The sequence below is a fragment of the Roseateles sp. genome, assembly GCF_019237615.1.
Classification (GTDB): domain Bacteria; phylum Pseudomonadota; class Gammaproteobacteria; order Burkholderiales; family Burkholderiaceae_C; genus Pelomonas.
The window spans coordinates 1-25,607 of record NZ_JAFAGT010000001.1; the positions used below are offsets into that span (position 1 = coordinate 1).

27 protein-coding genes are annotated in these 25,607 nt (G+C 69.4%); 13 read left to right on the top strand and 14 right to left on the bottom strand.

Going from position 1 to position 25,607, the window contains the following annotated elements:
• The 3 genes from JOY88_RS00005 to ahpF form a co-directional block, all read left to right on the top strand.
• A partial coding sequence (locus tag JOY88_RS00005; protein WP_293499197.1) for a DegT/DnrJ/EryC1/StrS family aminotransferase occupies window positions 1-235 on the top strand: 235 nt, incomplete at its 5' end.
• Between the two features lie 137 nt (window positions 236-372).
• The gene (gene ahpC, locus JOY88_RS00010; protein WP_293499199.1) at window positions 373-936 is read left to right on the top strand and encodes an alkyl hydroperoxide reductase subunit C; all 564 of its coding nucleotides are present in this window, start codon (window positions 373-375) and stop codon (window positions 934-936) included.
• Window positions 937-1,078: 142 nt separating this feature from the next.
• Window positions 1,079-2,632 carry an alkyl hydroperoxide reductase subunit F gene (gene ahpF / locus JOY88_RS00015; RefSeq protein ID WP_293499201.1) on the top strand — a complete coding sequence of 518 codons (1,554 nt, stop codon included), beginning with the start codon at window positions 1,079-1,081 and terminating at the stop codon, window positions 2,630-2,632.
• Between the two features lie 32 nt (window positions 2,633-2,664).
• Here the strand turns inward: ahpF and JOY88_RS00020 are convergent, their stop codons facing one another.
• Window positions 2,665-2,907: a glutaredoxin domain-containing protein gene (locus JOY88_RS00020; protein WP_293499203.1), complete on the bottom strand. Its 243-nt coding sequence runs from the start codon at window positions 2,905-2,907 to the stop codon at window positions 2,665-2,667.
• A gap of 18 nt (window positions 2,908-2,925) precedes the next feature.
• Complete coding sequence (gene rarD, locus JOY88_RS00025) at window positions 2,926-3,801, bottom strand: EamA family transporter RarD (RefSeq protein ID WP_293499205.1); 876 nt, start codon at window positions 3,799-3,801, stop codon at window positions 2,926-2,928.
• A gap of 86 nt (window positions 3,802-3,887) precedes the next feature.
• On the opposite strand from rarD, the gene JOY88_RS00030 reads away from it, so the two are divergent.
• Both JOY88_RS00030 and JOY88_RS00035 read left to right on the top strand, forming a co-directional pair.
• The gene (locus JOY88_RS00030; protein WP_293499207.1) at window positions 3,888-4,157 is read left to right on the top strand and encodes a MoaD/ThiS family protein; all 270 of its coding nucleotides are present in this window, start codon (window positions 3,888-3,890) and stop codon (window positions 4,155-4,157) included.
• Window positions 4,158-4,161: 4 nt separating this feature from the next.
• The gene (locus JOY88_RS00035; RefSeq protein WP_293499209.1) at window positions 4,162-5,232 is read left to right on the top strand and encodes a WD40/YVTN/BNR-like repeat-containing protein; all 1,071 of its coding nucleotides are present in this window, start codon (window positions 4,162-4,164) and stop codon (window positions 5,230-5,232) included.
• Here JOY88_RS00035 and JOY88_RS00040 read toward each other — a convergent pair.
• Genes JOY88_RS00040 through JOY88_RS00055 form a run of 4 tightly spaced genes read right to left on the bottom strand, consistent with a single transcriptional unit; the run spans window position 5,219 to window position 8,179 of the window.
• Window positions 5,219-6,091, bottom strand: coding sequence for an ADP-polyphosphate phosphotransferase (locus tag JOY88_RS00040; RefSeq protein ID WP_524539167.1), 873 nt, complete (start codon window positions 6,089-6,091; stop codon window positions 5,219-5,221). The two genes, JOY88_RS00035 and JOY88_RS00040, sit on opposite strands and share 14 nt — an antisense overlap.
• A gap of 30 nt (window positions 6,092-6,121) precedes the next feature.
• Window positions 6,122-6,820 (bottom strand): pseudouridine synthase, encoded by a 699-nt coding sequence (locus tag JOY88_RS00045; RefSeq protein ID WP_367269769.1) that lies wholly within the window; start codon window positions 6,818-6,820, stop codon window positions 6,122-6,124.
• A complete protein-coding gene (locus tag JOY88_RS00050; protein ID WP_293499211.1) occupies window positions 6,817-7,218 on the bottom strand; it encodes a YchJ family protein in 402 nt (133 codons plus the stop codon). The genes JOY88_RS00045 and JOY88_RS00050 overlap by 4 nt, the downstream gene beginning before the upstream one ends.
• A 22-nt stretch (window positions 7,219-7,240) precedes the next feature.
• Window positions 7,241-8,179 carry a bifunctional helix-turn-helix transcriptional regulator/GNAT family N-acetyltransferase gene (locus JOY88_RS00055; protein WP_293499213.1) on the bottom strand — a complete coding sequence of 313 codons (939 nt, stop codon included), beginning with the start codon at window positions 8,177-8,179 and terminating at the stop codon, window positions 7,241-7,243.
• Window positions 8,180-8,275: 96 nt separating this feature from the next.
• Here JOY88_RS00055 and JOY88_RS00060 point away from each other — a divergent pair, with 96 nt between their 5' ends.
• A complete protein-coding gene (locus tag JOY88_RS00060; RefSeq protein WP_293499512.1) occupies window positions 8,276-8,533 on the top strand; it encodes a hypothetical protein in 258 nt (85 codons plus the stop codon).
• A 27-nt stretch (window positions 8,534-8,560) separates the two neighbouring features.
• On the opposite strand, the gene JOY88_RS00065 is transcribed toward JOY88_RS00060, so the two are convergent.
• Window positions 8,561-9,301 carry a DUF481 domain-containing protein gene (locus tag JOY88_RS00065; RefSeq protein ID WP_293499214.1) on the bottom strand — a complete coding sequence of 247 codons (741 nt, stop codon included), beginning with the start codon at window positions 9,299-9,301 and terminating at the stop codon, window positions 8,561-8,563.
• A gap of 184 nt (window positions 9,302-9,485) precedes the next feature.
• Between JOY88_RS00065 and JOY88_RS00070 the strand changes: the two genes are divergently transcribed.
• Window positions 9,486-11,861 (top strand): UvrD-helicase domain-containing protein, encoded by a 2,376-nt coding sequence (locus tag JOY88_RS00070; protein WP_293499216.1) that lies wholly within the window; start codon window positions 9,486-9,488, stop codon window positions 11,859-11,861.
• 96 nt (window positions 11,862-11,957) lie between these two features.
• Here JOY88_RS00070 and JOY88_RS00075 read toward each other — a convergent pair whose 3' ends face one another.
• Complete coding sequence (locus tag JOY88_RS00075) at window positions 11,958-12,770, bottom strand: class I SAM-dependent methyltransferase (RefSeq protein ID WP_293499217.1); 813 nt, start codon at window positions 12,768-12,770, stop codon at window positions 11,958-11,960.
• A 63-nt stretch (window positions 12,771-12,833) separates the two neighbouring features.
• Here JOY88_RS00075 and JOY88_RS00080 point away from each other — a divergent pair, with 63 nt between their 5' ends.
• Complete coding sequence (locus JOY88_RS00080; protein WP_293499218.1) at window positions 12,834-13,256, top strand: PaaI family thioesterase; 423 nt, start codon at window positions 12,834-12,836, stop codon at window positions 13,254-13,256.
• A gap of 7 nt (window positions 13,257-13,263) precedes the next feature.
• Here JOY88_RS00080 and JOY88_RS00085 read toward each other — a convergent pair whose 3' ends face one another.
• Genes JOY88_RS00085 through JOY88_RS00095 form a run of 3 tightly spaced genes read right to left on the bottom strand, consistent with a single transcriptional unit; the run spans window position 13,264 to window position 15,433 of the window.
• Window positions 13,264-14,106, bottom strand: a complete 843-nt coding sequence (locus tag JOY88_RS00085; RefSeq protein ID WP_293499219.1) for a BPSS1780 family membrane protein — start codon at window positions 14,104-14,106, stop codon at window positions 13,264-13,266.
• A complete protein-coding gene (locus JOY88_RS00090) occupies window positions 14,103-15,107 on the bottom strand; it encodes a homoserine kinase (RefSeq protein WP_293499513.1) in 1,005 nt (334 codons plus the stop codon). Before JOY88_RS00090 ends, JOY88_RS00085 begins: the two co-directional genes overlap by 4 nt.
• 29 nt (window positions 15,108-15,136) lie before the next feature.
• Complete coding sequence (locus tag JOY88_RS00095; RefSeq protein WP_293499221.1) at window positions 15,137-15,433, bottom strand: hypothetical protein; 297 nt, start codon at window positions 15,431-15,433, stop codon at window positions 15,137-15,139.
• A gap of 41 nt (window positions 15,434-15,474) precedes the next feature.
• Between JOY88_RS00095 and polA the strand changes: the two genes are divergently transcribed.
• The 4 genes from polA to JOY88_RS00115 are packed head-to-tail and all read left to right on the top strand — an operon-like array spanning window position 15,475 to window position 19,907.
• The gene (polA, locus tag JOY88_RS00100) at window positions 15,475-18,228 is read left to right on the top strand and encodes a DNA polymerase I (RefSeq protein WP_293499223.1); all 2,754 of its coding nucleotides are present in this window, start codon (window positions 15,475-15,477) and stop codon (window positions 18,226-18,228) included.
• A gap of 58 nt (window positions 18,229-18,286) precedes the next feature.
• Window positions 18,287-18,634, top strand: a complete 348-nt coding sequence (locus JOY88_RS00105; protein WP_293499225.1) for a type II toxin-antitoxin system prevent-host-death family antitoxin — start codon at window positions 18,287-18,289, stop codon at window positions 18,632-18,634.
• Window positions 18,635-18,637: 3 nt separating this feature from the next.
• Entirely contained in the window at window positions 18,638-19,258 is a 621-nt protein-coding gene (locus JOY88_RS00110) for an ATPase (RefSeq protein WP_293499227.1), read from the top strand.
• A 31-nt stretch (window positions 19,259-19,289) separates the two neighbouring features.
• Window positions 19,290-19,907, top strand: a complete 618-nt coding sequence (locus JOY88_RS00115) for a response regulator transcription factor (RefSeq protein WP_293499229.1) — start codon at window positions 19,290-19,292, stop codon at window positions 19,905-19,907.
• Here JOY88_RS00115 and JOY88_RS00120 read toward each other — a convergent pair.
• The 3 genes from JOY88_RS00120 to xdhA are packed head-to-tail and all read right to left on the bottom strand — an operon-like array spanning window position 19,904 to window position 24,260.
• Window positions 19,904-20,479 carry a peptidoglycan recognition protein family protein gene (locus JOY88_RS00120; protein ID WP_293499231.1) on the bottom strand — a complete coding sequence of 192 codons (576 nt, stop codon included), beginning with the start codon at window positions 20,477-20,479 and terminating at the stop codon, window positions 19,904-19,906. The two genes, JOY88_RS00115 and JOY88_RS00120, sit on opposite strands and share 4 nt — an antisense overlap.
• On the bottom strand, window positions 20,476-22,794 hold the full coding sequence (xdhB, locus tag JOY88_RS00125) for a xanthine dehydrogenase molybdopterin binding subunit (protein ID WP_293499233.1): 2,319 nt from the start codon (window positions 22,792-22,794) through the stop codon (window positions 20,476-20,478). Before xdhB ends, JOY88_RS00120 begins: the two co-directional genes overlap by 4 nt.
• Window positions 22,791-24,260, bottom strand: coding sequence for a xanthine dehydrogenase small subunit (gene xdhA / locus JOY88_RS00130; protein WP_293499235.1), 1,470 nt, complete (start codon window positions 24,258-24,260; stop codon window positions 22,791-22,793). The genes xdhB and xdhA overlap by 4 nt, the downstream gene beginning before the upstream one ends.
• Before the next feature lie 39 nt (window positions 24,261-24,299).
• On the opposite strand from xdhA, the gene guaD reads away from it, so the two are divergent.
• Window positions 24,300-25,607 (top strand): guanine deaminase, encoded by a 1,308-nt coding sequence (guaD, locus tag JOY88_RS00135; RefSeq protein WP_293499236.1) that lies wholly within the window; start codon window positions 24,300-24,302, stop codon window positions 25,605-25,607.

Below are 25,607 nucleotides of genomic sequence, written 5' to 3' on the forward strand. Positions count from 1 at the left end.
CGTCGACGACCGCGAGGCGGTGCAGGCGCGGCTGAAGCAGGCCGGCATCCCGACGGCCGTGCACTACCCGAGGCCGCTGCACCACCAGCCGGCCTATGCGCGCTATGCGGCGGCCGACGCCTGCCCGCACAGCATCGCGGCGGCGCAGCGGGTGATGAGCCTGCCCATGAGCGCCGACCTCACCGAGGACCAGCAGGACCGGGTCGTCAGCGCCTTGGCCGCCGCCCTGGGCTGAGCCGCGGGCCCCATGCCATCCCAGCCGATAGGCTGGCTCAATATCGCCGATTTGATTAATGTTTTCAACTGAAAACTAGATTTCTATATAGTTCTTCCTATCCCTTCAACCCCGGCCCCCACTGGAGCTTTTTCGCAATGTCCCTGATCAACACCCAAGTCCAGCCCTTCAAGACCGAAGCCTTCCACAACGGCAAGTTCATCACCGTCACCGACGAATCCCTGAAGGGCAAGTGGTCCGTGCTGATCTTCATGCCGGCCGCCTTCACGTTCAACTGCCCGACCGAAGTCGAGGACGCCGCCGACCACTACGCCGAGTTCCAGAAGCTGGAGACCGAGGTCTACATCGTCACGACCGACACGCACTTCTCGCACAAGGTCTGGCACGAGACCTCGCCGGCCGTCGGCAAGGCCAAGTTCCCGCTGGTGGGCGACCCGACCCATACGCTGACCAACGCCTTCGGCGTGCACATCCCCGAGGAAGGCCTGGCGCTGCGCGGCACCTTCGTGATCAACCCCGAAGGCGTCATCAAGACGGCCGAGGTGCACTCCAACGAGATCGCCCGCGACGTCAAGGAAACGCTGCGCAAGCTGAAGGCCGCCCAGTACACCGCCAAGAACCCCGGCCAGGTCTGCCCGGCCAAGTGGAACGAAGGCGCCAAGACCATCGCCCCGTCGCTGGACCTGGTCGGCAAGATCTAAGCCACAGCGTGCTGTTTGCAAGGAGCCCGGGAGGGCTCCTTCCCTCCGCAGAACCCCGCAGGTTCTGCTGAAAGGGCCTCCGACGCCGGGGACTCTTTCAGCAGTGGCCCGCCTCGCCACGCCTCATTGAAAGGACCCCGCCATGTTGGACGCCGCACTGAAGACCCAGCTCCAGGGCTACCTGGACCACGTCAAGCTCCCCTTCGAAATCATTGCCTCGCTGGACAACTCCACGTCCAGCGACGAGATGCGCGAACTGCTGGAAGAGATCGCCGGCATGTGCGACAAGATCTCGCTGCGCACCGATGGCGTCGACACCCGCACGCCGTCCTTCCTGCTGCGCCGCACCGGCACCGAGCAATCGCTGCGCTTCGCCGCCATCCCGCTGGGCCACGAGTTCACGTCGCTGGTGCTGGCGCTGTTGTGGACCGGCGGCCATCCGCCCAAGGTCGAGTCCGCCCAGATCGACGCCGTGAAGGCGCTCGACGGCGATTTCGACTTCGAGATCTACATGAGCCTGACCTGCCACAACTGCCCGGACGTGGTGCAGGCGCTGTCGCTGATGTCCATCGTCAATCCGCGCATCCGCACCACCGTCATCGATGGCGGCCTGTTCCAGGGCGAGGTCGAGTCGCGCGAGATCATGGCCGTGCCGGCCGTGTGGCTGAACGGCCAGCCCTTCGCCTCGGGCCGCATGTCGCTCGAAGAGATCGTCGCCAAGCTCGACACCGGCGCCGCGGCGCGCGACGCGAAGAAGCTGGATGCCGAGGAACCCTACGACATGCTCATCATCGGCGGCGGCCCTGCCGGCGCCGCTGCGGCCGTGTACGCGGCACGCAAGGGCATCCGCACCGGCGTCGCGGCCGAGCGATTCGGCGGCCAGGTCAACGACACGCTGGGCATCGAGAACTACATCTCCGTCTCGATAACCGATGGACCCAAGTTCGCCGCCGCGCTGGAGGGCCATGTCAAGGACTACCAGGTCGACATCCACAACCTGCAGCGGGCCGAGAAGCTGACGCCTGCCGCCCAGCCCGGCGGCCTCGTCGAGGTGGAGCTGGCCAACGGCGCCAAGCTCAAGGGCAAGACCGTCATCCTGTCCACCGGTGCGCGCTGGCGCAACGTGGGCGTGCCCGGCGAGGCCGAGTACAAGAACAAGGGCGTGGCCTACTGCCCGCATTGCGACGGCCCGCTGTTCAAGGGCAAGCCGGTCGCCGTCATCGGCGGCGGCAACTCCGGCGTCGAGGCGGCCATCGACCTGGCCGGCATCGTCAGGCATGTGACGCTGCTCGAGTTCGGCGCGGAACTGCGCGCCGACGCGGTGCTGGTGACCAAGCTCAAGAGCCTGTCCAACGTCACCATCATCACCAATGCGCAGACCACCGAGTTCACCGGCACCGCCGGCAAGCTCGACGGCCTGAACTACACCGACCGCGTGTCAGGCGAGGCCAGGCGCGTCGACGTGGAAGGCTGCTTCGTGCAGATCGGCCTGGTGCCCAACACCGAGTGGCTGCGTGGCACGGTGGAGTTGAGCCGGCACGGCGAGATCATCGTGGACGCCAAGGGCGCTACCTCGGTGCCCGGCGTGTTCGCTGCCGGCGACGTGACGACCGTGCCCTTCAAGCAGATCGTCATCGCAGCCGGCGACGGCGCCAAGGCGGCCCTGGGCGCGTTCGACTACCTGATGCGGAACTGAAGCGGCGGCCGGCGCTCAGGCGCCGGCTGGGGTCACAGCTTCATCTGCGCAAACGCCGCCTGCAGGCCGGCCACGCCGCCCACGCGCTGTTCGTTGATGAAGACCTGGGGCATCTGGCGCACCGACGGGCCGCACTTCTCGTAGAAGGCCAGGCGCTGGGCCTCGTCGTCGATCTTGATTTCCTCGAATCCCAGGCCCTTGGCCTTGAGCAGGCTCTTGACGGTATCGCACTGGGGGCAGGCGGACTTGGAATAGACGACGATGTTGAGCTGCATGGTGCGAGTTTAGAAGGGTCAGAGCGGCCTGACGGTCAGCGCGCGACGGGTCTGCCACAGGCCTTCGGCACTGTAGACGGCCAGCGCGCCCCAGATGAAGCCGAAGGCGACGAGGCGGTTGGCGTCCATGGGCTCCCTGAACAGGAACACGCCAAGCAGGAACTGCAGCGTGGGCGACGCGTATTGCACGATGCCCAGCGTCGCCAGCGGGATGCGCCGCGCGCCGGCCGCGAACAGCAGCAGGCTGCCGGCCGTGACCGGGCCCGTGCCGATCAGCCAGGCCCAGTCCACGGCCGTCTGCCCGGCCATGCTGCCGTCCTGCGACCACCAGAGCAGGCCGGCCGCTGCCAGCGGCGCGAGGATGAGGGTCTCCAGCGTCAGCCCCTCGATGGCGCCCAGCGCCGCGGTCTTGCGCATCAGGCCGTAGAGGCCGAAGCTGACCGCCAGCACCAGCGCCACCCAGGGCAGGCTGCCGGCCGACACGGTCAGCCAGACGACGCCGAAAGCCGCCAGCCCGACGGCCAGCCACTGCATGGGCCGTGGTCGCTCGTGCAGCACGGCAAAGCCCAGCGCCACATTGACCAGCGGGTTGATGAAATAGCCCAGGCTGGCATCCAGCACGTGGCCGTGGCCCACGGCCCAGACATAGGTCAGCCAGTTGACGGCGATCAGCGCGGCGGACAGCGCGAAGCGCCGCCAGGTCGCCGCGCTCACCCCGCGCAGCCATTTCAGATGACCCGTCGCCAGCAGCACGATGGCGACAAAAGCCAGGGACCACAACGTGCGATGGGCCACGATCTGCAGCGCCGGGATGGTGGCGATCTGGCGGAAGTACAGTGGGAACAGCCCCCAGCTGAGGTAGGCGCCGAGGGCGAAGAGGATGCCGGAGTTCATGGCCGGCATTCTCATTGAGGGTTTGTCCGGGTGCTGACGTAGGGACGTCCGCGTCGAATGCTCCCGGGCTCGTTCGTCGTCCTTTCATGGCCCTTGTCGAATTCACCCCCCAGCTGCGCCGCTTTGTCGACGCGTCGTCCTGCCAATGCGAGGCGTCCACGCTTCGCGAGGCACTGGATGCGGCGTTTGCAGCCCAGCCGCGCCTGCGCGGCTACATCCTCGACGAGCAGGGCCATCTGCGCGTCAACGTGGCCGTCTTCATCGACGGCCGGCGTGCGCGCGACCCGCGTGGCCTGAGCGACCCCTTGCGGTCCGACAGCCGCATCCATGTGCTGCAAGCTTTGTCCGGAGGTTGAAACCATGAATGACCGCGCCTGGGCCGCGACCCGCAAAGGACTGTTCGAGCTGCGCCGCCGCGCGGGCGGCTGGCAGATCGAGAACCTCAGCTTCGTGGCCGACCCCGTCACCATGCTGCTGCCGCCCGACGACTCGGGCCACATGTTGGCCGGCCTCAACCTCGGCCATTTCGGCGCCAAGCTGCATGTCAGCGACGATGCCGGCCGCAGCTGGCGCGAGGTGGCAGCGCCCAGCTTCCCGCCCCAGCCGCCCGAGGCCGAGGGACCGGCGTGGAAGCTGGAGCAGGTGTTCGCGCTGGAGCGCGCGGGCGACGCCATCTGGTGCGGCAGCGTGCCGGGCGGCCTGTTCGTCAGCCGTGACGGCGGTGAATCCTGGCGGCTGGACGAGACGCTGTGGCTGGACCCGCGGCGCGTGCAGTGGATGGGCGGCGGCAACCCCGCGCCGGCCCTGCATTCCATCTGCCCCCACCCCGGCCAGCCGCAGGAGCTGCTCATCGGCGTCTCCTGCGGCGGTGCATGGCGCACCACCGACGGCGGCCGGACCTGGGGCCTGCGCGCCAAGGGCATGCGCGCCGACTTCATGCCGCCCGAGCTGGCGGGGGACGAGAACTCCCAGGATCCCCACCTCATTGCCCGCTGCCGCGACGTGCCGGACGTGCTCTGGTGCCAGCACCACTGCGGCATCTTCCGTTCGGAGGACAACGGCGCGAGCTGGACTGCGCTGACGGCCCAGCCCTCCAGCTTCGGCTTCGCCGTCGCCGCCCATCCGGCCGATCCACGCACGGCCTGGTTCGTGCCTGCCGTCAAGGACGAGCGCCGCATCCCCGTCGACGGCGCTTTGTGCGTGACGCGCACCCGCGACGGCGGCGAGACCTTTGACGTGCTGCGGGCCGGCCTGCCGCAGCAGCATTGCTACGACCTCGTCTTCCGCCACGGCCTGGCGGTGGACGAGAGCGGCGAGCAGCTGATGATGGGCTCGACGACCGGCGGCCTGTGGGCCAGCGGCGACGCGGGCGACAGCTGGCAGACCGTTTCGGCCCACCTGCCGCCCATCTACGCCGTCAAGTTCGGCTGAGCTTCCTGCGTATTGCCGCCAGCTCGGCCGCGCTGCAACCCGGCTCAGGGTAGCGCAGCTTCAGCGCGCCCAGGGTCTCGAGGATGACCTGCGACACGATGAGCCGCGCGTTGCGCTTGTCGTCCGCCGGCACCACGTGCCAGGGCGCGTGCGTACTGCTGGTGGCGCCCAGCATCTCGCCATAGGCCTTCATGTAGTCGGGCCAGTGCTCGCGCTCGCTGAGGTCGTCGGCCGTGAACTTCCAGTTCTTGGCAGGGTCGTCCAGCCGCGCGAGGAAGCGCTGGCGCTGCTCCTCCCTGGACAGGTGCAGGAAGAACTTCACCACCCGCGTGCCGTTGCGGTGCAGGTGGCGCTCGATGCCGTTGATGGACTCGAAGCGCTCGGACCATATCCTCGGTGCGCGCGTGGCCTCCCTGGGCAGCGACTGGGCCGCCAGGATCTCGGGGTGCACGCGCACGATCAGCACCTCCTCGTAGTAGGGGCGGTTGAAGATGCCGATGCGGCCGCGCTCGGGCAGGCATTGCGTCGTGCGCCACAGGAAGTCGTGGTCCAGCTCCTGCGCGCTCGGGTGCTTGAAGCTGAACACCTGGCAGCCCTGCGGGTTCACGCCCGACATCACATGCTTGATGACGCCGTCCTTGCCCGCCGCATCCATGGCCTGGAAGATCAGCAGCAGCGCATAGCGGTTGTGCGCGTACAGCAGGTTCTGCAACTCGCTGAGGCGCTGGATGTGGCCGGCGAGCTGGGCCTCGTAGTCGGCCTTGTCGCTGTACAGCGGCGCGACGACCGTGGGCCAACGCTTGAGCCTGACCTGCTGGCCCGGCTCGACCCGGTAGGGTTGGGTGTCGATCTTCATCATGGGGCTCTCCCGACGCTGACCAGGCGGAGCCTAGCCGGCCTGGAGGCCCAGCCGCCACTCGATGGCGGGGGGCGCCTCCAGCGCCAGTGCCGTGCCCAGCAGCGGGTGTTCGAACGCCAGCCGGTGGGCATGCAGCCACAGGCGCTGCGTGCCGAGGAAAGCCGCCACGGCACGGTTCAGCGGACCCTTGCCATGCGTCGCATCGCCGAGGATGGGGTGGGCGATGTGCTTCAGGTGGCGGCGGATCTGGTGGCGGCGACCCTGCAGCGGCTCGGCCTCCAGCAGCGCGACGCGGGTCGTCGCGAAGCGCGGATCGGTGGCGAGCAGCCATTCGCGGCGCTCGAGCACGCGCCATCGCGTCTGCGCGTCCAGCAGCGTCTGGCCGGCCGAGGGGCGCTCGGGGTCGCGGGCCAGGGGGTGGTCGACCAGGCCCTGCTCGTCGGGCGGCCAGCCGCGCACCAGTGCGAGGTAGCGCTTGTGCATCTGGCCCTGCTCGAACATCGCGCCCAGCCGCGAGGCCACCTCGGGCGACAGTGCGAACAGCAGCACGCCCGACGTGCCGCGGTCCAGCCGGTGCACGGGCCAGACCGGCCGGCCGAGCTGGTCGCGCAGCCGCTGCAGCGCGGCCTCGTCCTCGTGGGCCGCGAGCTGGGTGCGGTGCACGAGCAGGCCCGGCGGCTTGTCGATGGCGACGAGGTGCTCGTCGGCGTAAAGCAGGGTGAGGGTCAAGTGCTCAGGTCGCCGTCGACATAGAACCATTCGCCGTGCTCGCGCACGAAGCGACTGACCTCGTGCAGCCGGTGCGCACGCCCGCCCAGCTTGCTGCGCGCGACGAACTCGACGCCGCCATGGTCCGCATCCTGCATGGCGGCGCGCTTGACGTCCAGGCCGAGCCATTTGAGGCCGGGCTCGGGCGGCTCCAGTTCGGCGGGGCGGGTGCTGGCATGCCAGCTGGCAAGCAGGTAAGGGCGCAGGTCCCGCACGAAGGCGGCGTAGCGCGAGCGCATCAGCGCCTCCGGCGTGGGCGCCGTCAGGCCCTGGCCGGCCTCGAAGGCCTGGTGCAGGGCGCCGCAGCAGCGGGAGTAGGGGCCGGGGTGGCCGCAGGGGCAGGGCATGGGGCTGTCCATGCCCGGCACTCTAGCGTCCGCGCTACAAGGCCAGCTCCCAGTGCTCGCTGATGACCGCCCGGCCGAAGCTGTCGAGGGGCTCGCTGCCGACGAGGCGGTAGCCCTCGGCCGCGTAGATGGCGCGTGCTGCGGTCAGGGCGCTTTGCGTCCACAGCACGATGCGCCGGTAGCCGGCGGCGCGGGCGAACTCGCTGCACTGGCGCACCAGCCGCTTGCCGACGCCCAGGCCGCGGGCATGTGGCTCCAGCAGCAGCAGGCGCAACTGCGCGATGCCGGGACGCACGCGGCCGGTGGTCTCGTCGCGGGCCTGCACGAGCATGACGCTGCCCAGCCGCTCCGGCCCGCGCGCTGCGATCCAGCAGGCCTCGCGCCCGGGCTTGAGGCGGTCGACGAAGTCGGCGCAGACGCGCGCCACAAAGGCCTCGAAGCCGGGGTTCAGGCCGTACTCGGCGGCATAGATGGCGCCGTGGCGCTCGATGATCCAGCCCAGGTCGCCGGGCTGCTGCGGGCGCAGCTCGGCGGGCGGCTGCGCCTCGGGTTCCAGCATGGCCTGGATGCGCGTCATCGCGCCGACCAGGGCCTGGCGCTGCGGCGCGGACAGCGTGTCGAGCAGCGCCTCGGTCTCGGCCTGGCTGTCGCGGTCCAGCGGCGCGAAGGCGCGCTTGCCGGCGGCGCTGAGCTTGAGCAGGGTCTGGCGACCGTCGCTGGGATGGGCCTGGCCGACCAGCAGGCCGCGGGCCTTGAGGCCACGCAACAGGCGGCTCAGATAGCCGGCGTCGAGCTGAAGGCTCCTGCTCAGCGTCGTGGCGCTCAGCGGTGCGTGATGGGCCAGCTCCCAGAGCACGCGCGCCTCGGGCAGGCTGAAGTCGCTGCCCGACAGCCTGGGCGCGAGCACGCCGATGCGGCGCGTGTAGAAGCGGTTGAAGGCGCGGACGTCGAGGGCCTGGGCAGCGGTGCTCATGACCTCGATCATCGCCAGGATGGTTGCTTTTGGCAATTATCTGGCGATGCGGCTACGCTGCAGACTTCATCGCAACGGAGACGCCTTTTGGGCATCGTGGTGTATTGGCTGGAAGGCCAGGGCGAGGCGGCCGAGCCGGTCTGCCAATGCTTCGGCAGTGCGGAACTGACGCAGGCCCTGGCCTGCGCCGAGGACAGGCGCAGACAGGGGCATCGTCACGTCAGCATCTCCACCGAGCTGGAGGACCATGTCGGCCAGCCTGGCGTGGCGGCGGTGGAAGGCGGCAGGACGCCCGACGGCGAGGCCTATGAATGGTCCAAGGCCGGGCGTGCCGGCAAGGTGCGGCGCAGGTAGCACCGCCGCCATTTCCGCCGCGGCGCGTCAGAACTTGTAGCCGAAGCCGACGGTCAGCAGGTTCTCGGTCTTCTTCAGGCCGTCCGGGACTTCGCTGTTGTAGCGGCTCGACAGGCCGGTGTTGAGCGTCCAGCCGCCGCTGATCTGCGTGGCCAGGCCCGCGTCGAAATTCACGCGCGTGCCGAGATCGCCGCTCTTGGGGTAGTAGGCCAGCCGCTGGTTGAAGGTGGTCGTGTCGGTGAGCTTGTGCTTGGACTCCTCGCCGAGCAGGGCTTGTGCGCCCTTGTCCGACGTGTCGTTGATGAAGCGGGTGTCGGTGTAGCCAACGCCGCCGAACAGGTCGAAGGTGTTGCGCTCGTCACGCAGCACGTGGTAGCCCATGCCGCCGTTGACGTTGTAGCGGTCGCGCACGCCGGCGCCGGCCTTGTCGGTCTCGCCTTCGGCGGCGCCGAACGCGAACCAGTCCTGGCTCAGGTTGAAGTCATAGCGGCCGCCCAGGCGGAGCAGGTCGGCGGAGGTGGTCTTCACGCCATCCACCTTGGTGCGGCCGTAGTTGCCGACGCCGTAGAGGCTGATCTTGTCCTGGGTGGTGGCGCGGCTGGTGTTGGCGTTGACCGACAGCGTCATGCTGTCGTTGTTGCCGCTGGACAGGGCACCGCCCAGGCTCGCGTCGCCATGCCACTGACCGTCCAGCTTGTCCTGGGCTTGGACCGCCAGCGGGGCGGCGAGAGCGATCGCGGCGGCTATGGCGAGAGGGGTTCGAAACATGAAGTTACTCCTGAATGCAAGAAAAAACCCCAACGGCCAGCGTTGGGGATGAATGACTGTGACGCACGCCTTTAACGCGGCCGTCACGCAACCATGCTGCCACGAAATCTAGGGTTTCCACCAAGTAAAGCCCGGCGGGTGGTAACGAGATCGGGGGTCAGGAGCGGCTCTTTAAAATGCGGCAATGACCCTCGCGCCAGACGCTGCTGCACTGCACAGTCCCCTTCTCCAGCACCTCAATTCCGAGCAACTCGCCGCCGTCACGGCGGCGCCAGAACCCGCGCTGATCCTGGCTGGCGCCGGCTCGGGCAAGACCCGCGTGCTGACGACCCGCATCGCCTGGCTGTTGCAGACGGGCCAGGTCGGCCCCGGCGGCATCATGGCCGTCACGTTCACGAACAAGGCTGCCAAGGAGATGCTGACCCGGCTCTCCACGATGTTGCCCTTCAACGTGCGCGGCATGTGGATAGGCACCTTCCACGGGCTGTGCAACCGCTTCCTGCGCGCGCACTGGAAGCTGGCGCACCTGCCGCAGGCCTTCCAGATCCTGGACGCCAGCGACACGACCTCGGCCGTCAAGCGCGTCATCAAGGCGATGAAGCTCGACGAGGAGCGTTTCGTGCCCAAGCAGGTCGGCTGGTTCATCGCCGGCTGCAAGGAAGACGGCCTGCGCCCGGGCGACGTGGAACAGCGCGACGAGCAGACGAAGAAGCTCGTCGAGATCTATGCCAACTACGAGGACCAGTGCCAGCGCGAGGGCGTGGTGGACTTCGCCGAGCTGATGCTGCGCTCCTACGAGCTGCTGCGTGACAACCCGGCCGTGCGCGAGCATTACCAGCAGCGCTTCCGCCACATCCTGGTGGACGAGTTCCAGGACACCAACAAGCTGCAGTACGCCTGGCTGAAGATGTTCGCGCCGCCGGGCGCGGGCAACGGCCAGAGCCTGCTGGCCGTGGGCGACGACGACCAGAGCATCTACGCCTTCCGCGGTGCGCGGGTCGGCAACATGGCCGACTTCGAGCGCGAGTACCGCGTGCGCAAGGTCATCAAGCTGGAGCAGAACTACCGCAGCTTCGGTCATATCCTGGACGCGGCCAACGAGCTGATCAGCCGCAACAGCCAGCGCCTGGGCAAGACGCTGCGCACCGACGCAGGGCTGGGCGAGCCCATCCGCGTGCAGGAGGCGCCCAGCGACTTCGCCGAGGCGCAGTGGCTGATCGAGGAGATCCAGCAGCTCCATCGGGGTGGGCTGGACCGGCAGGAGATCGCAGTCCTCTACCGCAGCAATGCGCAGTCGCGCGTCATCGAGTCGGCGCTGTTCAACTCGGGCATCCCCTACCGCGTCTACGGCGGCCTGCGCTTCTTCGAGCGCGCGGAGGTCAAGCATGCGCTGGCCTATCTGCGCCTCTTGGAGAACCCCAACGACGACACCAGCTTCCTGCGAGTCGTCAACTTCCCGACCCGCGGCATTGGCGCCAAGACGCTGGAGAGCCTGCAGGACGCCGCCAAGGCCTCGGGCCGCAGCCTCTACCAGAGCGTGGGCGCCATCGCCGGCAAGGGCGGTGCCAACCTCGCCGCGTTCACCAGCCTCATCGACTCCACGCGCAACCTGACGCAGGGCATGACGCTGCGCGAGATCATCGAGCAGGTGCTGGAGACCTCGGGCCTGCTGGACTTCTACCGCACCGACAAGGACGGCGCCGAGCGGCTGGAGAACCTGGACGAACTGGTCAACGCGGCCGAGGCCTTCGTCATGCAGGAGGGCTTCGGCAAGAACGCCGTGGGCCTGCCGGTGGACGAGGTGGCCCCGAGTGTTCAATCCACGGGTACGCCCGGTGCGGTGCCCGATGCCGAGACGGGCGAGATCATGTCGCCGCTGGTGGCCTTCCTGACCCACGCGTCGCTGGAGGCCGGAGACAACCAGGCACAGGCGGGCCAGGACGCCGTGCAGCTGATGACGGTGCACTCGGCCAAGGGCCTGGAGTTCGACGCGGTCTTCATCACCGGCCTGGAAGAGGGCCTGTTCCCGCACGAGAACGCGATGTCCGACCACGACGGGCTGGAGGAGGAGCGCCGCCTGATGTACGTGGCCATCACGCGGGCGCGCAAGAAGCTCTCTTTGAGCTTCTGCCAGACGCGCATGCTGCACGGGCAGACGCGTTACCACGTCAAGAGCCGCTTCTTCGACGAACTGCCCGAGGAGGCGCTGAAGTGGCTGACGCCGCGCAACCAGGGCTTCGGCTCGGGCTATGCGCGCGAGTACCAGCAGGCCTGGGAGCGCGGCACCGGCCTGAAGGGCATGGTGGGCGCGGGCCGCGTGGACTCTGGCCAGCGCGCGGCCTGGGTAGAGCCGCCCGTGCCGGCCAGCATGCGGCAGAAGGTCTCCGAGGAGCATGGCGGCCTGCGCGTCGGCAAGGGTGTGTTCCACACCAAGTTCGGCGAGGGTGTGCTGCTGACGCTCGAGGGCTCGGGCACCGATGCGCGTGCGCAAGTGAATTTCGGCCGCCATGGCACCAAGTGGCTGGCGCTTTCGGTGGCCAAGCTGCAGCCGATTGATTGAGCAACCAGCACCGACGCTCGCCGTGCACCGGATAGCGGTGCTGGTGCCGCACGGCAAGCATGCGCAGGCCGTTCGGGCCGTTTCCGGTGCCCGGCGTCAGCGTCCCACGATGATGACGTGCGCCTGCATCAGCGTGTCGATAGGGCCGACGCCGAAGCGCTCGCCCATGGCCTGGGCGATGTGGGCCGTCAGCTCCGGCAGGCGGCCGGGCGCGCGGGCCTCGATCTCGCCGCGCAGCGGCGTGCCCTGGCAGTAGCCCAGCGCCGGGCCGGACGGCGACTCGGCGCACGCGCGCAGCGCAAGCGTGATGATGTCGGCCTCATGCTCGAAGCCGCCCTGAGCCAGGTCGGCGCGCAACTGCGCCACGTCGTGATAGCCGTGCGGCGTGCGGGCCAGGAAGCGCGGCGGGTCGTCCGGGAAGGCCTGGGCCAGCGCATCCGTCACCGTCGCGGCCAGCTCGTTGCTGTCGATGTGATCCCAGACGTTGAAGACAAAGAAGCCACCCGGCTTCAGCACGCGGTGGATCTCGGCGTAGGCCTGCGGCCGGACGGGGAAGAACATGGCACCGAACTGGCAGGCCACCAGGTCGAAGCTTGCGTCGGCGAAGGGCAGGGCCATGGCGTCGGCCAGCTGCCATTCCACCGGCCGGGCGGTGCCCAGCGTGGTGGCCACGTCCAGCATGGCGGGGTTGAGGTCGCTGGCGACGATGCGCGTCCCGGCCGGCAGCTCGGCCGCCAGGCGACGCGTCAGCATGCCGGTGCCGGCGGCGATCTCCAGCACCGCGGCTGGCCGCAGCGCGGCGGCTCGCGCGGCCAGGTCGACCGCATAGGGTTTGAAGATCAGCGGCACCATGTAGCGCTCGTAGAGCTGGGGGATGGAGCCCGTGAACCCCCGGTCGGCTGCTTCCATGGGCCGATTCTGCGGCGGTGCTAGGCTCGCCGCCGCTTTTCTCGCAAATCCTTGCAAATCGCCATGACCGACCCCCGCCCCACCCAAGCCGAGCTGGCCAACTTCCTGAGGGCCGAGTTCCCTCAGACGCGCTGCACGCTGGAGGAACTGGACGGGGACGGCAGCGTCGTCGTCGCCCACCCGGTGGGCGAGGCCGAACTGCGGCCGGGCGGCACGGTGTCCGGTCCGGTCATGATGACGCTGGCCGACGTGGCGCTGTACGTCGCCATCCTGGCGCAGATCGGCATCGTGCCGCTGGCGGTCACGACCCACCTGTCGATCAACTTCCTGCGCAAGCCGCGCGCGGACCGGCGCGTCGTCGCGCGGTGCCGGCTGCTGAAGCTGGGCAAGTCGCTCGCCGTAGGCGAGGTCTACATCTACTCCGAGGGCGAGGACGAACCGGTCGCCCATGCGACCGGCACCTACTCGATCCCGCGACCGCGTTGAGCCGCGCTCAGGACGGAGAGGTCGACTTGGGCTCGTCGAGTACGTCCTGCGGCGCGCCGAACATGAAGCAGTCGACGAAGCTGAAGTAGAGCGACACGTAGAACACCGTCGACAGCATCAGGCCGAGGGCCATCAGCACGATAGGCGCGACCTGGGACAGGCCGATCAGCGCGAACACCAGGCTGACGGCGCTGGCCACGCCCATCAGCAGGGCGCCCCAAAGCAGCATGTTGACGGCGAATGCCGCCTTGTTGCGCCATAGCGCCAGCGTGCTGGAGAACAGTGCCTGGGCCACGCCCTGGCCGCCCCAGTGCACCAGCGCCGGCGCATGCCAGTAGGGCACCGACAGCAGCCCCATCAGGCCCATGCGCGTGGCCAGGCCCCAGAACAGCCGCGGGTCGGTGGCCGCGTTGGCTATGGCCTCGTTGTCGGCGTTCTCGGCGATGAGCTTTTGCAGGTCGCGCGTGCTGCCGCCGTCTATCCAGTCGGACAGCAGGCCGATGACCAGCATGGCGCCGGCATAGCCCAGGCACAGCAGCAGCTGGCTGCGCCGGCGCTCGGCGGTCAGTTTCAGCGGCGCGACGAAGACGCCGGCCGTCGGCATCTTCTTCTGCAGCACCAGGTGCGTGGCCAGCATGAAGCCCAGCGACAGCAGCGGCAGCGAAGCCATGGTCAGCAACAGGCCGATGCCGGGGATCAACATGGCCACGAAGCCGGCGAACAGGAACAGGCCGAACAGGCCGGCCAGCGCCACAGGCTGGCGCTGGAAGACCTTGAAGCCGTGGCGTATCCACAGCCGGCCGTTGCGCGCCGGCACGCTCTGCAGGTGCAGTTGCATGGTCGTGCTCATGCGTCGCTCCCGTCCGGCATGGCATGCCAGGGCTCGGCGATGCGCGCGCGCAGCACCCGTTCGAAATGACGGGGGTCATGGGCCTTGAGCAAGCTGGCCTCCCGCGGCAGGTGCAGGTCGTACAGGCGCGACAGCCAGAAGCGCAGCGCCGCTGCGCGCAGCAGGGCTGGCAGCAGCCGATGCTCGGTGCCGGACAGCGGCCGTACGCTCTCGTAGGCGGCGACGAAGACGCTGGCGCGCTCCTCGATGAGGCGGCCGTCGGTCAGGTCTATGCACCAGTCGTTCAGGCAGACGGCAAGGTCGAACAGCCAGGTGTCGCAGCCGGCGAAGTAGAAGTCGAAGAAGCCGGTCAGGCGCTCCCGACCCGGGCCCTCGCCGGGCTCGAACATGACGTTGTCGCGGAACAGGTCGGCGTGGATGGGGCCCGAAGGCAAATCGGCGTAGCGGGGCGACGCGGCCAGCTGTTCCTGGTAGGCCAGCTCGCTCTGCAGCAGCTCTGCCTCGGCCGCTTCCAGGAAGGGCAGCACCTGCGGCGCGACCTCGCGCCACCAGGCCAGGCCGCGCAGGTTGGGTTGGTGGAGGGCGAAGTCCTGGCCGGCCAGATGCATGCGGGCCAGTGTCGCGCCGACCTGCTGGCAATGGAAGGCGTCCGGCGCGAGCTGGTGGCCGCCGTGCAGGCGGTCGACGATGGCCGCGGGCTTGCCCGCAACCTCGAACAGGATCTCGCCGCTGGCGTCGGCATGCGGCTCGGGCACCGGCACGCCGCGCTGGGCCAGGTGCTGCATCAGCCGCAGGTAGAACGGCAGCTGCCCGGCGGTCAGGCGCTCGAACAGCGTCAGCACGTAGCGGTGCAGGTGGCCATCGGCCAGCGTGCAGTCGACAAAGTAGTTGGTGTTCTCTATGCCCGCGCCGATGCCGCGCAGCGAGGCGAGCTGCCCCAGTTTGAGGTGGTCCAGCAGGGCCTGGGCCTGCGCGGGGCTGACTTCGGTGAAAACGGCCATGGAGGGGGCGGCCAGCAGGCCGCGCACGATCAGAAGTTGAGGACTCGCCAGACCCGCGTGCCCGAGCCGCTCTTGGGCATGCCGGTGCCCGTGCCGCCGGCCGATTCGCGGCCCGCGTCGTTGACGACGATTTCGTAGTCCGGTGCCTTGGTCACTTTGTTCTTGACCGTGACCTTCTTGGCCTCGCCGCGCACCTTGAGCTCCTCGATGCGGACCTGGTCGTCCTCGGCCACGGTGCGCTCGACCTTGGGCTCGGGCGGCGGGTTGGCGTGAGCGGCGCTGCCCGCGAGGGCGGCGAGCAGCAGGGGGACGACGAGGCGCGACATGCTGCCGATTCTAGGTTGGACCTGTCCGAGAATCCGTCGCCATGAGTAAACCCATCCTGCTGCTGGTCGACGGCTCCAGCTACCTCTACCGCGCCTTCCACGCCATGCCCGACCTGCGCGGCCCCGAGGGCCAGCCCACCGGGGCGGTGCACGGCATGGTGGCCATGCTCCAGCGCCTGCGCAACGACATCGGCGCCGAGCACGCCGTCTGCGTCTTCGACGCGCCCGGCAAGACCTTCCGCGACGACTGGTATCCCGAGTACAAGGCCCAGCGCGCCCCCATGCCGCCGGAGCTGCGCGCCCAGATCGAGCCCATCCACGAGGTCGTCAAGCTGCTGGGCTGGCCGGTGCTGATGGTGCCCGGCATCGAGGCGGACGATGCCATCGGCACGCTGAGCCGCGTCGCCGTGGCGCAGGGTCATCGCGTCATCGTGTCCACGGGCGACAAGGATCTGGCGCAGCTCGTCAACGCCGACGTGGAGCTCATCAACACGATGAGCAACGAGCGCCTGGACGAGGCCGGCGTGCAGGCCAAGTTCGGCGTGGCGCCGGATCGCATCATCGACTACCTGACGCTGATGGGCGACACGGTGGACAACGTGCCGGGCGTGTCCGGCGTCGGCCCAAAGACGGCGGCCAAGTGGATTGCCGAGCATGGCTCGCTGGACGGCGTCATCGCCGCGGCAGCTGAGATGAAGGGCAAGGCTGGCGAGAACCTGCGCGCGGCGCTGGACTGGCTGCCCATGGGCCGCAAGCTCGTCACCGTGAAGCTGGACTGCGACCTTGGCGAGCACATCGCCGGCTGGCCGACGCTGGAGCCACTGGCGCTGCGCGAGCGGGACCAGCCGGCCCTGGCGGAGTTCTACGCCCGCAACGGCTTCAAGACCTGGCTCAAGGAGTTGACCGGCGAGGCGCCGGCACCGGCCAAGCCCAAGGCGGCCAGCCCCGGCCTGTTCGACGAGGTGCCGGCCGCGCCGGCCGTCGACATCGCGCGCAAGTACGACACCATCCTCACGTTCGAGCAGCTCGACGCCTGGATCGCCCGCCTGCACGCCGCGCCCCTGTGTGCGCTGGACACCGAGACCGATTCGCTGGACCCGATGGCAGCCCACATCGTCGGCATTTCCTTCGCCGACAAGCCCGGCGAGGCGGCCTACGTCCCGCTGCACCACAGCGGCCCGGATGCGCCGGAGCAGCTGCCCTTCGACGAGGTGCTGGCACGGCTCAAGCCCTGGCTGGAGGATGCGTCCGCGAAGAAGATCGGCCAGAACCTGAAGTACGACCGCCATGTGCTTGCCAACCATGGCGTCAGCCTGGCGGGCGTGCAGCACGACACGCTGCTGCAAAGCTATGTGCTGGAGGCCCACAAGACCCACAACCTCGAGGCTCTGGCCGAGCGCCACCTGGGCCGCCGGGGCCTGAGCTACGAGGACTTGTGCGGCAAGGGCGCGCATCAGATCCCGTTCGCCCAGGTGGACGTGGCCAGGGCGACGACCTATTCGGGCGAGGACTCCGAGATGTGCCTGCACCTGCACCATGTGCTGTGGCCGCAGATCGAGTCCGACGAAGGCCTGACGCGCATCTATCGCGACATCGAGATGCCCACGGCCGAGCTGCTGGCCCGCATCGAGCGCCAGGGCGTGCTCATCGATGCTGCACGGCTGCAGGCCCAGAGCCACGAGATCGCCCAGCGCCTGGTGCTGCTGGAGCAGCAGTGCTACGACATCGCGGGCCAGCCCTTCAACATCGGCAGCCCCAAGCAGATCGGCGAGATCCTGTTCAACAAGCTGGGCCTGCCCGTCGTGAAGAAGACGGCCACCGGCGCGCCCTCCACCGACGAGGAGGTGCTGACCGAGCTTGCCGCGGACTTCCCGCTGCCGGCCAAGATCCTCGAGTACCGCGGCCTGGCCAAGCTGAAGAGCACCTACACCGACAAGCTGCCGCTGCAGATCAACGCCCACACGGGCCGCGTGCACACCAACTACGCGCAGGCCGTGGCGGTGACGGGGCGCCTGTCCAGCAACGAGCCCAACCTGCAGAACATCCCCATACGCACGGCCGAGGGCCGGCGCGTGCGCGAGGCCTTTGTCGCACCGCCGGGGCATGTCATCGTCAGCGCCGACTACTCGCAGATCGAGCTGCGCATCATGGCCCACATCAGCGAGGACCCGGGCCTGCTCAAGGCCTTTCAGGAGGGCCAGGACGTGCACCGTGCCACGGCCAGCGAGGTGTTCGGCATCGCGCTGGACGAGGTGTCGTCCGAGCAGCGCCGCTATGCCAAGACCATCAACTTCGGCCTCATCTACGGCATGGGCGCCTTCGGCCTGGCCTCGGCGCTGGGCATCGAGCAGAAGGCCGCCAAGGACTACATCGAGCGCTACTTCACCCGCTTCGCCGGTGTGAAGCGCTACATGGACGAGACCAAGGCCGGCGCGGCCGAGCGTGGCTACGTGTCGACGCTGTTCGGCCGGCGCATCTACCTGCCCGAGATCCGCGGCGGCAACGGTCCGCGCCGCGCCGGCGCCGAGCGCCAGGCCATCAACGCGCCCATGCAGGGCACGGCGGCCGACCTCATCAAGCTCGCCATGCTGGCCGTGCAGGCCGAGCTGGATCGTGCCGGCAAGCAGTCCAAGATCGTCATGCAGGTGCACGACGAACTGGTCTTCGAGGTGCCGGAGGCGGAGCTGGACTGGATGCGCGCCGAGGTGCCACGGCTGATGGCCGGCGTGGCCCAGCTCAAGGTGCCGCTGCTGGCCGAGGTGGGCGTGGGCGCGAACTGGGAGGAAGCCCACTGATTCCCCATTTTTCACAAAATGGGCAAAATATGGGTATTGCACATGTCGGAGGCTGCTCATGTCCGCTGTCCTCGAACCCGCCATCACCGACCGGCTGCCCAGCGTGTCGGCCACCCAGCTCGTGGCCGGCATCCAGAAGGTGGGTCGCGCCGTGGCCGCGCATGGCGCGGTACTGATCACCAAGCATGACCAGCCCGCCTTCGTGCTGATGTCGGTCGAGCGTTACCGCGAGCTCCAGCGTGCCGCCGAGCCCGATCTGGGCGCGCTGGGCGGCGAGTTCGACGCGATGCTGGCGCGCATGCAGGGCCAGGGCGATGTCCTCGCCGAGGCCTTCGCGATGGCGCCTGAAGACCTCGGCCAGGCCGCCGTGAAGGCCGCCAAGCCTTCGCGCCGCAAGGCCGCCTGAGCCTTGCCCGCCAAGCTCTACGTCCTCGCCGGCGTCAACGGCGCCGGCAAGAGCTCCATCGGCGGTGCGGCCATCCAGGCCGGTGGCGCCGAGTTCTTCAACCCCGACATCGCTGCCGCGCGCTTGCGCGAGCAACAGCCAGGACTGTCTGCCGAGCAGGCCAACGGCTTGGCCTGGACGCTGGGCCGGCGCGGCCTCGAGAAGGCGCTGGCCGAAGGCCTGATCTATGCGTTCGAGACGACGTTGGGCGGCGCCAGCATCGCCAAGCTGCTGCTGGAGGGCGCCCGCGAAGGTGCCGAGGTCCATGTCTGGTTCGCCGGCCTGGCCACGCCCGAGTTGCACCTGCGCCGCATCGCGGCGCGCGTGGCCGCCGGTGGGCACGACATCCCCGAGACCAAGGTGCGCGAGCGCTTCGACGCCAGCCGCGGCAATCTCGTCAGGCTGATGCCCCACCTCGCCAGCCTGCGCATCTACGACAACAGCTTCGAGGCCGATCCGCGTGCCGGTCGCCGGCCGCAGCCGGTGCTGCTGCTGCACATGCAGGCCGGCCGCGTCGTCGCGCATGCGCCGCTGCGCAGCATCCCGGCCTGGGCGAAACCATTGCTGGCGGCCGCGCTGCGGTGACTATCATCGGCACCACAAACAGAGGGTGGCGATGCAGGTCCTGCTGGTCGATGCTTTTCCGATGGTGCGCGCCGCGCTCACGGGCCTGATCGAGCAGCATTTCGCCGGTGCCCGGGTGCAGGGCGTGGACAGCGTCGCCGCCGCGCGCGCCGCGCTGGCCCAGGGCATTCCCCGCCTCGTGCTGCTGGACCTGCAAGTGGACGGCGGCTTCGAGCTGCTGCAGCAGATCCACCGGGAGCACCTGCTGCTGCCCGTCGTCGTCATCTCCGGCGGCGACGACACCGAGGACGCGCTGCAGGCGCTGGGCGCGGGCGCGATGGGCTACGTGCCCGAGCGCAGCGACCTCGATACGCTGGTGCAGGCCCTGCGCCTGGTGCTGGCCGGCGGTACCTATGTGCCGCCGCTGAAGCAGCGCGCCGCGCAGCCGCCGGCCGGCCCGGCGCCGGGAGAATGGGCCGAGCTGCCGCTGACGCCGCGGCAGAAGCATGTGCTGCACCTGCTGACGCAAGGTCTGTCCAACAAGCTGATTGCCCGCGAGCTGGGCGTCAGCGTCGAAACGGTCAAGGACCATGTCGCCGCCGTGCTGAAGGCGCTGGGCGTGTCGTCGCGCACGCAGGCGGCAGTCGCCGCGACGCAGAAGCGCGGTTAGAGCTTCTTCGCCACCTCGGCCTTGAACCAGCCCGATTCGAGGTAGGCGTAGAGGTTCTTCCCGGGGCACACCGTCTGCTTGCTGAAGTCCTTGTGGCTGGCGATCGCGTCCAGCCCCAGGTGGTGCTCGCGGGCCAGCCAGGCGGTCAGCTCTACGGCTGCGTCCAGCTGGGCCTGCGTGGGCTGCTGCTCCTCGAAATTGCCCACCAGCATGATGAGGGCGTGGCCTCGCGGGTCGTATTCGGTGTTGGTGTCGCCGGCCTGGAGCAAGGGGCGCGCCGCGTAGATGCGGCCATCGGTCCCGATGACGTAGTGGTAGGGGATGTCCGCCCAGTGCTTGGTCAGGCGTGACCACTGTTGCAGCCGACGCAGGTAGGCCTCGGGGTCCGTGCCTTCCTTCCAGATCTCGCCCTGGTGGTGGATGGTGATGTGGTGGATGTTCTGCGGCGCGTCGCGCGCCGCCGGCGGGCTGCCGCCCCACGCTTCGACGCTGACGATCTGCGGGGCTTTCGGGGGGGCGTTGGCGCAGCCGGCCAGGGCCAGCAGCAGGGCGAGGGTGCAGGCAGGTTTCATCGGATGGCGTCGATGGCGGTCAGCACGGCTTCGGCCGTGGCGGGGGCGCGAAGCGGCGGGTCGCAATTCTCGGGGCCGCAGGCGGCGCAGGCGTCCTTGATCGCGAGCAGCGCCGCGAAGCCCAGCAGCAGCGGTGGCTCGCCGACGGCCTTGCTGCGGTGGATGGTCTCGCTGGCGTTGGCGATGCCGAACAGCCCGGTCCGGAACTCGGTCGGGCAGTCGTTGGCGGTCGGGATCTTGTAGGTGCTGGGCGCATGTGTCGTCAGCAGGCCGGTGGTGGGGTGCCACACCAGCTCCTCCATCGTCAGCCAGCCCATGCCCTGGATGAAGCCGCCCTCGATCTGGCCGATGTCTATGGCCGGGTTCAGGCTCTGGCCCACGTCGTGCAGGATGTCGGCGTGCGTGATGCGGCTTTCGCCGGTCAGCGTGTCGACCAGCGCCTCGCACACGGCGCCGCCCCAGGCGTAGTAGTAGAAGGGATGGCCCTGCAGCCGGGTCTTGTCCCAGTGCAGGCCGGGCGTGGCGTAGAAGCCGTCGCTCCAGAGCTGGATGCGCTTCAGATAGGCCGCGGCAACGAGGTCGCCGAAGGCGATGCTCTGGCCGCCGCCGCTGACCTGCCCGCCGTCGAAGGCAACCAGCTCCGCCGCGCAGCCGAAGCGCTCGGCCGCGAAACTGGCGAGCCGCTGCCTGATCTTGCGCGCCGCATCCTGCGCCGCCTTGCCGTTCAGGTCGCTGCCGGTGGATGCAGCCGTCGCCGAGGTGTTGGCGACCTTGCTGGTGTCCGTGGCCGAGCAGCGCACGCTGGACAGCGCCAGGCCAAACTCATGGGCGACGACCTGGGCGACCTTGGTGTTCAGCCCCTGGCCCATCTCCGTGCCGCCATGGTTCACGAGCACCGAGCCGTCGGTGTAGACATGCACCAGCGCGCCGGCCTGGTTCAGGTGGGCCACGTTGAAGGAGATGCCGAACTTGACCGGCGTGAACGCCAGGCCCTTCTTCAGCACCGGACTGGCCGCGTTGAAGGCGGCGATCTCGGCGCGGCGCTCCTGGTACCGGCTGCTGGCCAGCAGTTGGGCCGTCAGCGCTTGCGCGTGCAGCTCCTCGACCTGCTGGCCGTAGGGAGTCACGTCCCGGCTGGCCGCGTAGAAGTTGCGGCGGCGCACCTCGGTGCCGTCCAGCCCCAGCCGGCGCGCGATGCCGTCCAGGATCATCTCGATGGCGATGGCACCCTGCGGCCCGCCAAAGCCGCGGAAGGCGGTGTTGCTCTGCGTGTTGGTCCTGGCGCAGAACCCGTGCATGGCCACGTGGGGCAGCCAGTAGGCGTTGTCGAAGTGGCACAGCGCGCGGGCCATCACCGGCGCGGACAGGTCGGCGCTGTGGCCGGCGTTGGAGATCAGGTCGATCTCGGCGGCCAGGATGCGGCCTTCGTCGTCGAAGCCCACGTCCCAGTGGTAGTCGAAGCCGTGGCGCCGGCCGGTGACGAGGAAGTCGTCGTCGCGGTCCACGCGCAGCTTGACCGGCTTCTTCAGCCGCAGCGCGGCGATGGCCGCCACGCAGGCGAACAGCGCCGACTGCGATTCCTTGCCACCGAAGCCGCCGCCCATGCGCCGGCATTGCACGACGACGCTGTGCGCATGCCAGCCCAGGCAATGCGCGACAAGCTGCTGCATCTCGCTGGGGTGCTGGGTGGAGCAGTGCACCAGCAGGCCTTCGCCGCCTTCCTGCGGCACGGCCAGGCTGATCTGGCCCTCCAGGTAGAACTGCTCCTGGCCGCCCAGGCTCCACGTGCCTTGCAGGCGGTGCGGGGCGCTGGCGAGGTGCTGGGCCGGCTCGCCGCGCGTCAGGTGCATGGGCGGCAGCACGTACTGCCCCTTGGCATGGGCCTCCAGCGCCGTCAGTACCGGCGGCAGCGGCTCGGCCTGGATGACCTGCCTGGCCAGGCCTGCGGCACGGCGTGCCAGTTCGCGATTCGTCGCGATGACCGCGAACACCGGCTGGCCGACATAGCGCAGCTCGCCATCGGCCAGGATGGGGTCGTCGTGCAGCAGCGGGCCGCAGTTGTTCTCGGCGGGGATGTCGGCCGCGCTCAGCACAGCAACGACGCCTGGCATGCGGCGGATGCGCTCCAGGTCGACGCCGACCAGCTTGCCGTGGGCGATGGGCGACAGGCCCAGCGCTGCATGCAGCGTGCCGGCGGGTTCCGGCAGGTCGTCGGTATAGGGCGCTGTGCCGCTGACGTGCAGGTGGGCCGACTCATGCGGCGTGGACGTGCCGACGGCGGGGTGCAGCGCGGGCAGGGCTTCGGGCTTGTTCATGCCGGCACCTCCTGCTGCGAAGGCCAGATGCCGACGGGCGCGGCGCCGCCGGTCTCCAGCCACAGCTTGGTGAACAGGTTCTGCGCGACCTTGAGCCGGTAGCTCGCCGAGGCGCGCATGTCGGTCAGGGGCTTGAAGTCCTGCGCCAGGGCGGCGGCGGCGGCCCGGGCAGCGGCTTCGCTCCAGGGCCGGCCGACGACGGCGGCCTCCGCGGCGCCGGCCCGCTTGACGATGGCGGCCATGCCGCCGAAGGCGAAGCGGGCCTCGCGCACGACGCCATCGGCCAGGCGCAGGGCCAGCACGGCGCAGACGGCCGAGATGTCGCTGTCGTGCCGCTTGGCGATCTTGTGCGCGCTGAACTGCCAGTCGCCGGAGGGCAGCGGCACATGCAGCGCCTCGACGAACTCGCCGGGCTGCAGGTCCTTCTTCATGTAGTCGAGATAGAAATCCCGCAGCTTGATGCGGCGCTGCCGTGCGCCGCGGCGCAGGATGATGTCGGCGCCCAGCGCGATCAGGGCCGGCGCGCCGTCGCCGATGGGCGAGCCGTTGGCGATGTTGCCGCCCAGCGTTCCGGCATGCCGCACCGGCGGCGAGGCGAAGCGCAGCCACAGCTCGCGCAGCCGCGGCACGGCGGCGCTCAGCGCGGCCCAGCCGTCTTCCAGCGACGCGGCGGCGCCTATCCACAACGCCGAGTCTTCGCGGCGGATCTCGCGCAGCGCCGCGACGCGGCCGGTGTAGATGACGTCGCCCAGGTCGCGGAACTGCTTGTTGACCCAGAGGCCCACATCGGTGGAGCCGGCCAGCAGCGTGGCCTGCGGGTAGGTCTCGCACAGCAGCGCCAGGTCGGAGAGGCTCTGCGGTGCGTGGAAGCGGGCGCCGGCATGGCTGTAGTCCAGCGGCGAGTCGGCGGCCAGCGCCTGCAGCGCGGCGGCGATGGGCGCGCGATCCAGGCAGCGGGCGGGGCCCTCGAACATCCGCTCGCCGGCATCCAGGATGGGCCGGTAGCCGGTGCAGCGGCACAGGTTGCCGGACAGCGCGTCGGCCAGCTGCTGGCGCGTGGGCTTGGTGCCGGCCGCCTGGTGGGCCTCGTAGCAGGCCGTCATGGTCATGACGAAGCCGGGCGTGCAGAAGCCGCACTGCGAGCCGTGGCAGTCCACCAGCGCCTGCTGGGCCGGGTTGAGCTGGCCGGGGGCGCCCAGGTCTTCCACCGTCAGCAGCGCGCGGCCGTCCAGCGTCGGCAGGAACTGCGTGCAGGCATTGACATTGCGCAGCTCCAGCCGCCCGTCGGCGGACAGCTCGCCCTGGATGACGGTGCAGGCGCCGCAGTCGCCCTCGGCGCAGCCTTCCTTGGTGCCGGTGCAATGGGCCTGCTCGCGCAAGTACTGCAGCACCGTCGTCGTCGGGGCGAGGTCGGTCACCTCGACAACTGCGCCACGGTGGAAAAAGCGTATGGGTCGGATATTCATGCTGCGTCCGATTGTCGAGCGTTGCCCCAGAATTGCCATATGAGTTTTACTAACCAGGAAAAATTCGCCGACAGCCCGCGCCGATGGGCGCTGCGCGGCGACCTGCTGGACTTCACGGCAGCGCCGCGCTGGGGTGACACCGAGTCGGCCGCGGTGCGTTTCGACCGCGACCACTGGCTGCTGATCGAGGACGGCCGCATCGTCGGTCGCCAGGCCGCCGAGCCGGACGAGACCTGGGCACGCCGCGACCATGCCGGCCGGCTGGTGCTGCCGGGCTTCATCGACACCCATGTCCACTGCCCGCAGCTGGAGGTCATCGCCTCCTACGGCAGCGAACTGCTGGACTGGCTGGAGCGCTACACCTTCCCGGCCGAGCGGGCCTTCGCCGACGCGGCGCGCAGCCGCGCGGGCGCCGAGATCTTCCTGGACGCGCTGCTGGCCAGTGGCACCACCGCGGCCGTCGTCTTCCCGACAGTGCACAAGGTCTCGGTCGAGGCCTTGTTCGACGGTGCCGCGGCGCGCGGCATGCGACTGGTCACCGGCAAGGTGCTGATGGACCGCCATGCGCCGGACGGCCTGCGCGACGACGTCGTGCAGGCCGAGCGGGACTGCATCGACATGATCAACCGCTTCCATGGCCGTGGCCGCAATGCCTATGCGGTGACCGTGCGCTTTGCGCCCACCAGCACGCCGGCGCAGCTCGCGATGGCCGGCGCGCTGTGCCGGGCGGACGCCAGCCTCTACATGCAGACCCATGTGGCCGAGAACCGCGCCGAGGTGGCCTGGGTGGCGGAGTTGTTCCCGCAGGCGCGCAGCTACCTGGATGTCTATGACGGCGCGGGCCTCCTTCATGAGCGTTCGGTCCTGGCTCATGGCATCTGGCTGGATCCACAGGACCGCACCGTCATCGCCGATCGCGGCGCCCAGGTGGCGCATTGCCCCTCCAGCAATCTCTTCCTCGGCAGTGGCCTGTTCGACTGGCCGGGCGCGCCCTTCAAAGTCAGCCTGGCCTCCGACGTGGGCGGAGGCACCTCGCTGAGCCTGCCGCGCAACATGGGGGACGCCTACAAGGTGCAGGCCTTGCGCGGCGAGCGGCTGACGGCCTGGGCCGCCCTGCACGCGGCCACGCGCGGCGCGGCCGAGGCCTTGCGGCTGGGCGACGAGATTGGCGGGTTGTCGGTGGGCCAGATGGCCGACATCTGCGTCTGGGACTGGGCCCGCGGGCCGGTCGCCGAGGCGCGCGACGCCGTTGCCCGTGAGCTGCACGAGCGCGTGTTCGCCTGGATGACGCTGGCCGACGAGCGCAACCTCGCCGCCTGCTACGTCGCGGGCCGTCCCGTGGCCTGA